This window comes from Falsiroseomonas oryzae, assembly GCF_027856955.1.
Lineage (GTDB): Bacteria > Pseudomonadota > Alphaproteobacteria > Acetobacterales > Acetobacteraceae > Falsiroseomonas > Falsiroseomonas oryzae.
In genome coordinates this window covers 1-13,470 of the sequence record NZ_JAPSMD010000001.1, presented here as the reverse complement: position 1 = coordinate 13,470, position 13,470 = coordinate 1, and the positions used below count along the sequence as shown (strand labels likewise).

11 protein-coding genes are annotated in these 13,470 nt (G+C 71.6%); 5 read left to right on the top strand and 6 right to left on the bottom strand.

The genetic code is table 11. From position 1 onward, the window contains the following. Positions 1-12: 12 nt before the first annotated feature. Together OZN99_RS00055 and OZN99_RS00050 are read left to right on the top strand one after the other, a co-directional pair. A complete protein-coding gene (locus OZN99_RS00055; protein WP_270933108.1) occupies positions 13-1,179 on the top strand; it encodes a sialidase family protein in 1,167 nt (388 codons plus the stop codon). A 116-nt stretch (positions 1,180-1,295) separates the two neighbouring features. Further along, a complete protein-coding gene (locus OZN99_RS00050; protein WP_270933107.1) occupies positions 1,296-2,258 on the top strand; it encodes a Bug family tripartite tricarboxylate transporter substrate binding protein in 963 nt (320 codons plus the stop codon). A 182-nt stretch (positions 2,259-2,440) separates the two neighbouring features. Here OZN99_RS00050 and katG read toward each other — a convergent pair whose 3' ends face one another. Continuing rightward, positions 2,441-4,651 (bottom strand): catalase/peroxidase HPI, encoded by a 2,211-nt coding sequence (katG, locus tag OZN99_RS00045; RefSeq protein WP_270933106.1) that lies wholly within the window; start codon positions 4,649-4,651, stop codon positions 2,441-2,443. 316 nt (positions 4,652-4,967) lie between these two features. Here katG and OZN99_RS00040 point away from each other — a divergent pair, with 316 nt between their 5' ends. Continuing rightward, a complete protein-coding gene (locus tag OZN99_RS00040; RefSeq protein WP_270933105.1) occupies positions 4,968-5,873 on the top strand; it encodes a LysR substrate-binding domain-containing protein in 906 nt (301 codons plus the stop codon). Here the strand turns inward: OZN99_RS00040 and OZN99_RS00035 are convergent. The 5 genes from OZN99_RS00035 to OZN99_RS00015 all read right to left on the bottom strand — a co-directional run bounded on the left by OZN99_RS00035 (position 5,870) and on the right by OZN99_RS00015 (position 10,813). Beyond that, positions 5,870-7,156 (bottom strand): amidase, encoded by a 1,287-nt coding sequence (locus OZN99_RS00035; RefSeq protein ID WP_270933104.1) that lies wholly within the window; start codon positions 7,154-7,156, stop codon positions 5,870-5,872. The genes OZN99_RS00040 and OZN99_RS00035 overlap by 4 nt on opposite strands. Next, positions 7,153-7,902, bottom strand: coding sequence for a maleate cis-trans isomerase family protein (locus OZN99_RS00030; protein ID WP_270933103.1), 750 nt, complete (start codon positions 7,900-7,902; stop codon positions 7,153-7,155). Before OZN99_RS00030 ends, OZN99_RS00035 begins: the two co-directional genes overlap by 4 nt. Next, positions 7,899-8,687: a creatininase family protein gene (locus OZN99_RS00025; protein ID WP_270933102.1), complete on the bottom strand. Its 789-nt coding sequence runs from the start codon at positions 8,685-8,687 to the stop codon at positions 7,899-7,901. The genes OZN99_RS00030 and OZN99_RS00025 overlap by 4 nt, the downstream gene beginning before the upstream one ends. A gap of 33 nt (positions 8,688-8,720) precedes the next feature. Then, the gene (locus tag OZN99_RS00020; protein ID WP_270933101.1) at positions 8,721-9,707 is read right to left on the bottom strand and encodes a tripartite tricarboxylate transporter substrate binding protein; all 987 of its coding nucleotides are present in this window, start codon (positions 9,705-9,707) and stop codon (positions 8,721-8,723) included. Positions 9,708-9,853: 146 nt separating this feature from the next. Beyond that, positions 9,854-10,813, bottom strand: coding sequence for a LysR substrate-binding domain-containing protein (locus OZN99_RS00015; protein ID WP_270933100.1), 960 nt, complete (start codon positions 10,811-10,813; stop codon positions 9,854-9,856). Positions 10,814-11,022: 209 nt separating this feature from the next. Here OZN99_RS00015 and OZN99_RS00010 point away from each other — a divergent pair, with 209 nt between their 5' ends. Together OZN99_RS00010 and OZN99_RS00005 are read left to right on the top strand one after the other, a co-directional pair. Continuing rightward, complete coding sequence (locus OZN99_RS00010; protein WP_270933099.1) at positions 11,023-12,009, top strand: Bug family tripartite tricarboxylate transporter substrate binding protein; 987 nt, start codon at positions 11,023-11,025, stop codon at positions 12,007-12,009. 37 nt (positions 12,010-12,046) lie between these two features. Continuing rightward, positions 12,047-13,470 (top strand): hydantoinase/oxoprolinase family protein (locus OZN99_RS00005; protein WP_270933098.1); only part of this gene is annotated, 1,424 nt, incomplete at its 3' end.

Genomic DNA, 13,470 nt, shown 5'->3' with positions numbered 1-13,470 from the left:
GGGATGCGCGCCATGCCGGACACCACGGGCCTGATCGAGCGGCCGGAGGTCCTTGCCCCATCACCAGGAGATGCCGCGCGGGTCGAAGCCTTCATCCCGACGCCCTGCGTGCAGAACCACGCCTCCTTCGTCATGCCGCTGCCCGGCGGGGATCTCGGCTGCGTCTGGTTCGGCGGCACGCAGGAAGGCGTGCCGGACATCTCGGTCCACTTCTCACGGCTCGCGCCAGGCGCCGAGCGCTGGTCGCCGGCGATGCGCCTCTCCGACGACCCGACGCGGTCGGAACAGAACCCGCTGCTCTTCCCGGCGCCGGACGGGACGCTCTGGCTGCTCTGGACGGCACAGGTTGCCGGCAACCAGGACACCGCGATCATCCGTCGTCGCATCTCCGCCGATGGCGGGCGAAGCTGGGGGGCGATCGAGACGCTGTTCGGCGAGCAGCCGGGCTTCGGCACCTTCATCCGCAGCCCCATCGTCGTGCTCGACAATGGCGACTGGCTGCTGCCGATCTGGCGCTGCACCAAGCCACCGGCCGGCGCCTGGACCGGCGACCTCGACACCAGCTCGGTGATGATCTCCTCCGATGCCGGCCGGAGCTGGACGGAACATCCCGTGCCGGACAGCACGGGCTGCGTGCACATGAACATCGTGGACCTGCGGAACGGCCGCCTGGTCGCCTTCTTCCGCAGCCGCTGGGCGGACCACGTCTATCGCAGCGCATCCGCCGATCGCGGCCGCAGCTGGACGGCGCCCATGCCGACGGAGCTGCCGAACAACAACTCCTCCATCCAGGCGATCCGCCTGTCGGACGGACGGCTGGCCATGGTGTTCAACGACAGCAGCAAGGCCGACGCGACGGATCGACGGCTGTCGCTCTATGACGATCTGGGCGGGGCGGAGGTCGCGCCGATCACGGAGCGCAGCGCCTTCTGGGGCGCGCCGCGCGCGCCGATGACGCTTGCAGTGTCGGAGGATGGCGGCCTCACCTGGCCTGTCCGGCGCAACCTGGAAGTCGGCGACGGCTACTGCATGACGAACAATTCGAAGGACAGGCTGAACCGGGAGTTCTCCTACCCCTCGATCTGCCAGACGGCGGATGGCCGGCTGCACATCACCTACACCTACTGGCGACAGGCCATCAAATACGTCCGCGTCGGCACGGACTGGGTGCGGGGATGAGCGCGAGCCCGCACGCACCGTGAGCCGGACGGGAACGACCACGAAGCGATACGCGAGCCGGCGCGCCCATGCCCGGCCGCCAGCCAGGGAGGAAGACGATGCACAGGCGTAGCTTGATGGCGGCCGCAGCGGCCGGGACCTTCGGATTGATCGCCGCACCGGCGGTGCGCGCGCAGGGCGCATGGCCGCATGGGCGGCCGATCCGCGTGATCTGCCCCTGGCCGCCCGGCGCCGCGAACGATGCGCTGGCACGGCTGCTCGGCCAGAAGCTGCAGGAGAAGCTCGGCGCGACGGCGGTGGTGGAGAACCGCACCGGCGGTGCCGGCCTCATCGGCACGAACGCCGTGCTGCAGGCGCCGCCGGACGGATTCACCCTGCTCGCCTCGGCGTTCAACACCGCGGTCATGCCGCTGGTGCTGCGTGGTGCCACCTTCGATCCGCAGCGCGACCTCGAGGTGATGGCGCGCACGGCGCAGGCGCCGCTCGTCATGGTGATCAGCGGCATGCGGAGCCAGCGCAGCGTTGCCGAGGTTGTCGAGGCCGCGAAGGCACGGCCGCGTGAATGGAACATCGCGATCTCCTCGCTCGGCTCCGCCGGGCATCTCGCCACCATCGAGTTCAACCGCCGCACCGGCGCGAACCTCGACATGGTGGCCTATCGCGGCACGCAGCCCGCGCTGACCGACCTGATGGGCGGCAATGCCCAGCTGCTGATCGACCCGAGCTTCGCGCTGCTGCCGGCGACGGCCGATGGCAGGGTCCGCGCGTTGGGGATCGCGACGGCACAGCGCTCCCGCCTCGCGCCCGATGTGCCGACCATGGCGGAGGCGGGCCTGCCCGGCTACCAGTTCCAGTCCTGGTACGGCGTCTGGGCGCCGAAGGGCACGCCCGCCGAGATCTGCCAGCGCGTCAACGACCTGATGCAGGAGACGATGCGCGAGCCCGCCATCGTGGAGCGGCTGACGAGCCAGGTACTGGAGCCGGTGACGGAGAGCATCGAGGACTCGCGGCGCTTCATTGCGGCGGAGATCGCGCGCGCCACGGAGCTGCTGCGCAGCGTCAACTACCAGCCGGAGTGACCGCGGGATTCGCTGGCCGACCGCCGGCGCTGCGCGCTGCCTTCAGATAGCGCAATTGGGCCGAGCAACGTGATCGCCCGGTCACACCCGGGCAGCGCCGGCGTCGCACAATCGACGCCGGCGCTGGCGGAGAACCGGCCGCGGCAGGATGTCTGCCGCGGCCGAAGGTCGTGCCGCCCGCCTCAGGCGAGGTCGAAGCGGTCCGCGTTCATCACCTTCACCCACGCCGCCACGAAGTCCTTGACGAACTTCCCGGCATTGTCGGCCTGGGCATAGACCTCGGACAGCGCGCGGAGCTGGGAGTTCGAGCCGAACACCAGGTCAACGCGCGTGCCGGTCCACTTGACCGTGCCGGTGGCGCGGTCGCGGCCCTGGAATTCCTCGGCCGTCTCGTCGGTCGGGGCCCAGGCCGTTCCCATGTCCAGCAGGTTCACGAAGAAGTCGTTCGTGAGCTGGCCCGGCCGCGTGGTGAGCACGCCATGCGGCGACCCGCCATGGTTGGCGCCCAGCACGCGCATCCCGCCCACCAGCGCCGTCATCTCGGGCGCGGTCAGGCCGAGCAGCTGCGCCTTGTCCACCAGCTGCTCCTCGGCCGAGACCGTGAAGCGCGCCTTGCGGTAGTTGCGGAAGCCGTCGGCCTCGGGCTCGAGCACGGCGAAGCTCGCCGCGTCGGTGTGCTCGGCGGTCGCATCCGTGCGGCCCGGGGCGAAGGGCACGGTCACGTAGTGGCCCGCCGCCTTGGCCGCAGCCTCGATCGCCGCGCAGCCGCCGAGCACGATGATGTCGGCCAGCGACACCTGCTTGCCCGCGGTGGCCGAGGCGTTGAACGCCTTCTGCACGCCCTCGAGCTTCGCCAGCACGGTCTCGAGCTGCGCCGGCTGGTTCACCTCCCAGTCCTTCTGGGGAGCAAGCCGGATGCGCGCGCCGTTGGCGCCGCCGCGCTTGTCGGAGTTGCGGAAGGTGGAGGCCGAGGCCCAGGCGGTCTGCACCAGCTGCGACACGGTGAGGCCGGTGGCCAGGATCTGCGCCTTCAGCGCCGCGACGTCGCCCTCGTCGATCAGCGCATGCGTGACCGGCGGGACGGGGTCCTGCCAGATCAGGTCCTCGGCCGGCACGTCGGGGCCGAGGTAGCGGACCTTCGGCCCCATGTCGCGGTGCGTCAGCTTGAACCAGGCGCGGGCGAAGGCGTCGGCGAACTGGTCGGGGTTCTTGTGGAAGCGCTCCGAGATCTTGCGGTACTCGGGATCCATCTTCATCGCCATGTCCGCCGTGGTCATCATCGGCGGGTGGCGCTTCGTCGGGTCGTGCGCGTCCTCGACCAGCGTCCAGGCAGCGCGGTCCTTCGGGTGCCACTGATGCGCGCCGGCGGGCGACTTGTGCAGCTCCCACTCGTAGCCCAGCAGCATGTCAAAGTAGCCCATGTCCCAGGTCGTGGGCTTGGGCTTCCACGCACCCTCGATGCCCGAGGTGATGGCGTCCACGCCCTTGCCGGACTTGAAGGTGCTGAGCCAGCCGAGGCCCATCTGCTCCATCGGCGCGCCTTCCGGCTCGCGGCCCACATGGTCGGCGGGGCCGGCGCCGTGCGCCTTGCCGAAGGTGTGGCCGCCGGCGACGAGCGCCACGGTCTCCTCGTCGTTCATCGCCATGCGCGCGAAGGTCTCGCGGATGTCGCGGCCGGAGGCGACGGGGTCCGGGTTGCCGTTCGGGCCTTCCGGATTCACGTAGATCAGGCCCATCTGCACGGCGGCAAGCGGGTTGGCGAGCTCGCGGTCGCCGCTGTAGCGCGTGTCGCCCAGCCAGGTGTCCTCGCTGCCCCAGTAGATGTCGTCCTCGGGCTCCCAGATGTCCACGCGGCCGCCGCCGAAGCCGAAGGGCTTCAGCCCCATCGATTCGATTGCGCAGTTGCCCGTCAGCACGAACAGGTCGGCCCAGGAGATGCGGTTGCCGTACTTCTGCTTGATGGGCCACAGCAGGCGCCGCGCCTTGTCGAGGTTGGCGTTGTCCGGCCAGGAATTCTCGGGCGCGAAGCGATGCGCACCGTTACCCGCGCCGCCGCGGCCATCGGCCGTGCGGTAGGTGCCCGCGGCGTGCCAGGCCATGCGGATGAAGAACGGGCCGTAATGCCCGTAGTCGGCCGGCCACCAGTCCTGGCTGACCGTCATCAGCGCCATGATGTCCTTCTTGAGCGCCGCGAGGTCGAGCCTCTTGAACTCCTCGGCGTAGTTGAAGGCCTCGCCCATCGGGTTCGACTTGACGGAATGCTGCGCGAGGATGCGCAGGTTCAGCGCGTTCGGCCACCAGTCCTTGTTGGAGCGGGTGCTGAAGCGCACCGCCGTCGGCGTCCCGTGCATCACCGGGCACTTGCCGGCCTTCTGGCCACTATGTCCGTCCATGTCTCTCTCCGATCATCACTGCGTCGATTGTCTTTGGTTGGCGAACGGCAACCGCGGCGAAGCGGACGACGTTCGCATACAGGGTGCTCGCCGATGCCGCCACCTGAAGCTCGGCCGGCAGGGCAGCGCACGGGCCGGGGCCGCGCCCGGCAGCGACGAGACGCGCCTGCCTTGCGTCCTGCGCTGACGAACCCCGCCGCCCCTCCCTCGGACCGGTCCCCTCGCACCCTGCCTATCCCAACCGAAGGATAGAAGGAAGGGTGGCAACTCAACTAGACTGATAGACAGTCACTATCATGGCAGCGCGACTGACCAGATGAACCTCCGCGACCTCCGCTACCTGCTCGCCGTTGCCGAGCACGGCCATTTCGGCCGCGCCGCCGAAGCCTGCGGCATCAGCCAGCCGACCCTCTCGGTCCAGCTGCGCAAGCTGGAGGAGTTGCTGGGCGTCGTGCTGTTTGAGCGCGGCAGCAAGACCGTCACGCCGACTGCCGCCTGCGAGCGGCTCATCGGGCATGTCCGGACGGCCGTGGCGGAGGCGGACACGATCCTCGGCCTGGCGCGCAGCCTGCGCGACCCGCTCGCGGGCCGGTTCAGGCTGGGCATCATTCCGACACTCGCGCCCTACCTGTTGCCGCTGGTCTTCGCACCGCTGCGCGAGGCATTCGCCGCCCTCGAGGTGGAGCCGTGGGAGGACCAGACGGCTGTTCTCCTGGAGCGGCTGCGCACGCATGACCTGGATGCCGCGCTCCTGGCGACCGACGTGGACGGGCCGGACCTGGCCAGCCGGCCACTCTTCGCCGAGCCCTTCCTGGCCGCCCTGCCGCCCGAGCATCCCCTGGCGGAGCGCCAGGCGGTGGCTGAAGCGGACCTGGCCGAGGACATCCTGGTGCTGGCGGACGGGCACTGCCTGCGGGACCAGGCATTGGCGGCCTGTGGGCGAAGCGGCGCGCTGAGCCGCACGATGCGCGCGACCAGCCTCTCCACGCTGCTGAACATGGTGGCGGCCGGCTACGGCACCACACTGATCCCGGGGCTCGCGGCCGGGGCGGCGCAGGATGCCGGAATCATCCTGCGGCCTCTCTCGACTCGCGCCGGGCGCACCGTCCGCATCGCGTGGCGTGCAAGCTTCCCGCGACGCGCGGCCGTGGAGGCGGTCGGCGAGGTCATCGCCGGCCGCCTGCGCGGCTTCGCCGAAGGCGCGGCAGCCGGTGCCATCTAGCCCTCGGCGAGCACGCTCCGCAGCCATTCCGCCCAGCCCAGCAGCGCACGGTCGCCGCCATGCGGGCCGACCAGCTGCGCGCCGAGCGGCAGGCCGCGCGGACCCGTGCCCGCAGGCACCGTCACGCAGGGCAGATGCAGCGCCGTCCAGAGCGAGTTGAAGGCGGGATCGCCGGTCCAGCCAAGCCCCTCGGGCGGCTCGCCGGCCGTGGAGGGCGTCAGGATCGCGTCGAACCCCTCAATCACCGCCGGGAAGGCGGCGCGCGCCGTGCGGAAGGCGGCACGCGCGGCGGCCAGCACCTCGGCGGGCCGTGCGCGTGCCTCCAGCAGGCGCGTGCGCAGCACGTCGGAGAGCTGCTCCGAATGGTTCGCCAGCTCCCAGGCCAGGGCCTGCGACCCCTCCCCGTTCATGACGATCGGGTGCGCAGCATGGGCCGCGGCGACCTCGGGCGGCATCTCGCGCGCTACCACCTCCGCGCCGGCGCGCCGCGCAGCCGAGGCGGCGCGCTCCATCAAGGCCAGCGTTTCCGGCTGCGCCATCTGCGCCGCCGGGCCCAGGCAGAGCAGAAGGCGCGGCGCGCGCCCCGCCCGACGCTCCGGATCGCCGAGGTCGATGCCGGCGACGGCGGAGACCAGCAGCGCGCAATCGGCGACGCTGCGCGCGATGGCGCCGATGGTGTCGAGCTCCTCGCTCATCACCTTCATGCCGGCGCGATGGATCAGCCCATGCGTCGGCATGTAGCCGACCACGCCGCAATAGGCCGCCGGCCGCAGGATGCTGCCGGCGGTCTGCGTGCCGAAGGCGAGCGGAAAGAAGCCGGCTGCCACGCCTGCCGCCGAGCCGGAGGAGGAGCCGCCCGGCGTGAAGGCGGGGTTGTGCGGGTTCGCTGTGGGGCCGGGCTGGCGCGTGGCGAACTCCGTCGTCACGGTCTTGCCGATCATCACCGCGCCCTCGCCCCGCGCCAGCGCGACGCACGCCGCATCCGCTCGTGGCCGCCAACCCTCCCAGATCGGCGAATTGTTCCCGGTCGGCATCCCGGCGACGTCCAGGATGTCCTTCACCGCCAGAGGAAGCCCGCGCAGCCGGCCGCCGGCCGGCGCCGCATCCGCGGCACGCGCTGATCGCCGCGCGGCGTCGGCATCGAGATGGGCGAAGGCACGCAACGCTGGCTCCCGCGCTGCGATGCGATCGAGGCACGCCTCCATCACCTCCGCCGCGCTGATCTCGCCCGCCTGGATGCACCGAAGCAGCGTTGTCGCAGTCAGGTCCGCCAGGTCCGTCATGCCGTGCACTCCGTCAGCAGGCGTCCGTAGCCCTCGATGCGGTCCGGGATGCCGAGGCTGCGCAGGCAGTGCCAGAAACAGGCCTGGTTCGAGGTGACGACCGGCTTGCCGAGATCCGCCTCGATCTGCGCGATCACGTCCAGCGTGGCCAGGTTGGTGCAGGAGACGAAGATCGCCTCCGCCTCCGGCCGGTCGCAGATCCGCGCCATGCGGTAGACGTGCTCCGGCGGCACGCGCCCGATGGATCTCCGCTCCGCCTGCGTCTCGCCGAGCCGGAGGCCGTGCAGGGACGTGACCTCGAAGCCGTGCCGCGTCAGGAACTCCTCCTCGCGCTCGTTGATGAAGTCCACATAGGGCGTCGCCACCGCGACGCGCTTGACCTTCAGCGCGCGCAGCGCCGCGACGACGGAGCCCGCCGTGGCGATCGCGGGAATGCCGGTGCGCGCATGCAGGTCGGCGACGATCTCCTCCAGCGGGCAGACGATGGAGCCCGAGGTGCAGCCATAGGCGATGATGTCCACCTCGGCCGTCGCCAGGTCCTCCGCGCAGCGCTGCCCCGCCTCGCGTAGCCGGGCGAAGTAGGCTTCGGAGAACTCGCCGGTGGAGGTGGCGCGCGCGGTGTGGATGGTCACCCCGCGCGGGGCGAGGCGCCAGAATTCCGGCTCGTTGATGGTGTTGGTGGACGGCACGATCAGCCCGATGCGCGCCCGCCAGCCATAAGGGCTGTAGGCCGCGACGGCCTTCATGCCGCGGCCCCCGGCCGGCGCATCGTGGCGAAGATGCCCGCCGCCTTCGCGCCGAAGGCCACGGAGTTCTCCCAGAGCTGCCGCCCCTTCTCGGCCGTCGCCGGCCGCGGATCGTCGCGATGGCCCGACGGACTGTCATCGGCCATGTCGGAGAAGACGATGATGTGCCCGCCGTCGAAGACCAGCTTGTTGCCGCCCGGCGAGCGCGTGCCTGGCGCCGGTGGCGGGTTCAGCACCGGCGCCGCCGCGCGGTCCATGAACACCATATCCGGGAACAGGTGCAGCGCAACCGACGTCACCATCTCCGCCGCATGGGCGGTGGGCGACAGCTTCGTCTCGAAGGTGACGCCGCCCTTCTCCCGCATCACCGTGAAGACGTCGATCAGGCCGCCCATCGCACCGAACTTGCGGCGCAGCGTGCGGCTGACGCCTTCCAGCGGGCCGACCGAGGAATTGTGCACGTTGACGAAGAGGAAGCGTCGGAAGCCCTGCGTCGCCAGCCCCTCGCAGGCCTGGCCGACATAGGTCTCGAGCGCCGACATCTCCACGGAACAGGTGCCCGGATACTCCAGGAACATGTGCGAGTAGTTGAAGGGCACCACCGGCACGACCGCGAGCCCGGCCTTCTCGCCCACCTCGGTGGCGAACATCTCGCAGATCCGCAGTTCCGTGCCGGTGGCGAGATGCGGGCCGTAGCACTCGGTCGCACCGACCGGCACCAGGACGGTGTCCTTCTCCTTCAGGTAGGCGGCGATGTCGGCGTAGGGGACGCGGTCGGTGCGCATTCTGTCTCCTCGGGGTGCGCTGCGCGTGGCGGGCTATTGCTGCCGCCAGGGATGGGTCTGCCAGAGCGACTGCAGGTCGCGGTTCATGGAGGCCAGCAGCGCGGTGTAGCCCTCGGTCGGCAGGTAGCGGGCCGGCAGCGCGGCCTGGCGCAGCGCGGCCTGGTACTCCGCGTCCCTGGCCATCCGGTCCACGGCGGCCGCGATCTCGGCGACCACCGGCGCCGGCGTGCCGCGCGGCGCGCCCAGCCCTCGGATCGAGCCCATTTCCGCCGCGATCCCCATCTCCCGCATGGTCGGCAGGTCGGGCAGGCCCTCGATGCGCTGCGGCGACATGACGCCGAGGACGCGCCAATCGGATCCGCCGCTCATGAACTGGCGCGATTCGGCGACAGTGGTCGTCGCCATGTCGATCTGCCGGCCGAGCAGCGCGGTGGCGACGTTCGACGCGCCCTGGAACGGCACGTGCTCCGCCGTGACGCCGGTGGCGCGCGCCAGGGTGAGGAAGGCAATATGACCCACTGCGCCGATGCCGGCCGTGCCATAGGTCATCTGCCCCGGACGCGCGCGCATCGCGGCGACCAGATCCGCCATCGTGCGGTGCGGGCTGGACGCATGCACCGAGATGGTCACGGGATCGTCCACCAGGGCGGCGACGAAGGCGAAGCTGTCCATGGTGAAGCGTGCACGGCGCTCGATCGGGATGGCCATGATGTTGGGCGCGTTCAGCAGCGCGAGGACATGACCATCCGGCCGCGCCTCAGCCACTGAGGCCCAGCCCACCTCGCCGCCCGCGCCTGGCCGGTTGATCACCACGAAGGGCTTGCCGCCGGTGTGCTTGTCCAGGAAGCGCGCGGCGATGCGCGCGGTCAGGTCCACGCCGCCGCCCGGCGGGAAGGGCACGACGATCTCGACGGGGCGCTCGGGCCAGTTCGCGCGCGCGGCGCCGGGCCGCAGCGCGAGCGATGCCGCCGCCAAGGGCAGCAGGCCGCGGCGGGTGAGCGGGATGGATGCACGGGTCATGCTCGCCTCCTGGACTGTGCCGCGTGTCGCGCCTGCCCTGTGGCAGGTCATGCCACGGGCGCATGATCTGCCCGCAAGGTCCGCCCGCCTTGCTGCAAGCTTCCCGCGTGAAACATCACCCCGGCAACTGAAAACCCGTCATGCCTTCATGACGATCTGGAATGAACCTCCGGGCCGGGAAGATGCGCCGCCTCGCTCGGTTGCGCTGCGCCCTGCGCCACCTCGCCCAGCAGCCAGTCACGGAAGGCACGCAGCACCGGCTGGGCTGCCGCATCGTCCGGATAAGCCAGACTGTAGGCCTGCCCGTCATCCAGCGGCAGGTCGAAGGGGACGACGAGCCGCCCGGCCGCCAGCTCCGGCTCCACCAGGAAGCGCGGCATCAACGCGACGCCGAGGCCTGCCGCCGCGGCTTCCGCGACCATGGCATGGTGCTGGTATTGCGGCCCGCGCAGCCCGTCCACGCCGCTCACGCCATGCGCCTGCAGCCAATGCACCCATGCACGCGGCCGCGTGGTCTGCTGCAGCAGCGTGTGCCGCGCCAGCTCCGCCGGCTCGCGCAGCGCGCCGCCGGCCAGCAGGGCCGGCGCGCAGATCGGCACGCGCACGTCGCGCACCAGCGGGTGGATCGTCACGCCAGGCCGTTCCACCGAGCCCATCTGGATCGCCGCGTGTACGCCCTCCCCCGCGAAGTCGAGCGGCCAGGGCAGCGTGGTGTGGTTGCGGATGTTCACCACCACCAGGCGATGCAGCGCCTGGAAGCGCGGCATGCGCGGCATCAGCCAGCGAGCGCCGAAGGTGGGCGAGACCGCCAGGTTCAGCGTGCCGCCGGCGCCACGATGCGCCAGCACCTCCTGCGTCGCGCTCTCGATGCGCGCCAGCGCCGCGCGCACCTCGGGCGCGTAGGCCGCCGCCGCGGCCGTCAGGACCAGGCGCTGGCGGACACGCTGGAACAGCCGGAGGCCGAGCTGCGCCTCCAGCGTGGCAAGCTGGCGGCTGACGGCGCTCTGGGTCAGCGAGAGCTCCTCCGCCGCGCGGGACACGCTCAGATGGCGCGCGCAGGCCTCGAAGGCCTGGAGAAGCGCAGTGGGCGGGGTATGGCGACGCATGGCGCGGATCCGGCAGGTTCATTCCGATCCGTCATGAAGGCATGACGGGTTTTCAGTTGCGAGGGCGATGTTTGGCCATGAAGACTGCGCCATGGGCGGGCAAGGCTCCAGGCACATCATGCGGGATGGGCATGATCCGCTCCAGCAAGGCCGGAAGGCAACCAGCCGCTGGGGACCGCGAGTTACATGGCGCAGTCGAGGAGGCGAGCATGACGGATGCATCGAGCCCAGTGCCCCGCCGAGCCCTGCTGGCCGCGGGCCTTCTCGCCGGCGCGTCCCGGCCGGTGCATGCCGCCTGGGCGCCCAGCCAGCCCGTGCGCCTGCTGATCGGCTTTCCGCCCGGCGGCGCCGTGGACATCCTGATGCGCATCGTCGCGGAGGGCATGCAGCGCGTGCGCGGCCTCACCGCCGTGCCGGAAGTGCGCAGCGGCGCCTACGGCTTCATTGCCGCGCAGACCGCCGCCCGCGCTGCCCCGGACGGCCACACCCTCGCCAGCGCCATCATGGGCACCATGTCGGTCGCGCCGGTCATGCCGGGCGTGCTGGTGCCCTTCGATCTCGATCGGGAATTGACACCGGTGTCGAACCTCGCCGGCACGCCGATGGCGCTGGTGGCGCGGCCGGATGCACCCTTCTCCGACATCGAGGGGCTGGCCGCCTATGCCCGGCAGCGCGACGGCGCCGCGACCTATGCCTCGGGCGGGAACGGCTCGATCAACCATCTCGGCGGCGCGCTGATCGCCAGCGTCACCGGCGTTCGCATGACACACGTGCCCTATCGCGGCGGCGCCCCCGCCGTGCTGGACGTCTCCGCCGGGCGCGTTGACATCATGGTGGCAAACGTCGCCGAGGTGGCCGGCCAGATCCGCGGCGGCCAGCTGAAGGGCATCGGCATCACCGCGACACAGCGCAGCGAGATGGCGCCGGACCTGGCGCCGCTCGCTGCCCGCATCCCACAGCTGGAGATCACCAACTGGTTCGGCCTGGTCGGTCCCGCCGGCCTGCCGGCCGAGATCCGCGACGGCCTCGCCGGCATCTTCGACGCCGTCCTGCGCGACCCGCAGACCGCCGCGACGCTGCGCCAGCGCGGGCTGGAGCCGTTGCCCGAGGCCGGCCCGGCCTTCGAGGCACGCATCCGCCGCGACCGCGAGCGCTGGCGGCAGGTGATCGAGGCCAACGCGATCCGCGGCGACTGACACCAGGGCGATCGCCCACCGCCCCGCAAGGAAGTTCATGACAGCGTCGCTTTCCCTCGGCATCGACATCGGCGGCACCTTCACCGACCTCGTCCTGCTCGATCCCTCCGACGGGCGCGCGGTGATCTGGAAGGAGAGCACCACGCCCGACGACCCGGCGCGCGGCGCGATGACCGGCGTGGAGCGCCTGCTGGCGAAGGCCGGCGCCTCGCCCGGCCGGGTCGGCCGCGTGGTGCATGCGACGACGCTGTTCACCAACGCGCTGATCGAGCGCAAGGGCGCGCCGACGGGCCTGCTCACCACCGCCGGCTTCGCCGACGTGCTGGAGATCGCGCGGGAGCGGAAATACGAGCTCTACGACCTGTTCCTGGAGATGCCGCGGCCCCTCGTCCCCCGCCCCTGGCGGCGCGAGGCGCAGGAGCGGCTCGCGCCGGACGGCACGGTGGAGAAGCCGCTGGATGTCGCCGCCGCGCTGGACGAGGTGGCCGGGCTCGTCGCCCAGGGCGTCGCCAGCCTCGCGATCTGCTTCCTGCATGCCTATGCCAACCCCGCGCATGAGCGGCAGGCGGCGGAAGCCATCGCGCGGCGCTTCCCGCATCTCTCGCTCTCCCTCTCCGCCGACATCGCGCCGGAGATCCGCGAATACCCGCGCACCGTGACCACCGTGGCCAACGCCTATGTCCGGCCGCTGGCCGAAGCCTATCTCGACCGGCTGGAGGCCGAGCTGAAGCGCGCGGGCATCGCGGGCGAGCTGTTCCTGATGCTCTCCAGCGGCGGCCTCACCCATGTCGCGGAGGCGAAGCGCGCGCCCGTGCAGCTGCTGGAAAGCGGCCCGGCCGCGGGCGCCCTGGCCGGCGCCTGGTTCGGCCGGCAGGCCGGGCTGGACCGCGTGCTCGCCTTCGACATGGGCGGCACCACCGCGAAGCTCGCCCTGGTGGACGGGGGCGAGCCGCTGGTCGCCTGGGGCTTCGAGGCGGCACGCACCAAGCGCTTCCTGCGCGGCAGCGGCCTACCCATCCAGATCGCCACGGTCGAGCTGATCGAGATCGGCGCCGGCGGCGGCTCCATCGCGCGGCGCAGCGAGCTCGGCACGCTGCATGTCGGCCCGGACAGTGCCGGCGCGCAGCCCGGTCCCGTCTGCTACGGACGCGGCGGCACGGAACCCACGGTGACGGACGCCGACCTCGCGCTGGGCTACCTGAACGGCGACTTCTTCCTCGGCGGGGCCATGCGCATCGATGCCGGCGCGGCGCGCGACTCGCTGGGCGACCTGGCCAGCCGCATCGGCCTGGACGCGTCGCGCGCCGCCTTCGGCGTGCATGACGTGGTGAACGAGAACATGGCCGGCGCCGCCCGCGTGGCCATCGCCGAGCGCGGCCGCGTGCCGCGCGACTACGCGCTGCTGGCCACCGGCGGCGCGGCGCCGGTGCATGCGTGGCAGGTCGGCGGCAAGCTCGGCAT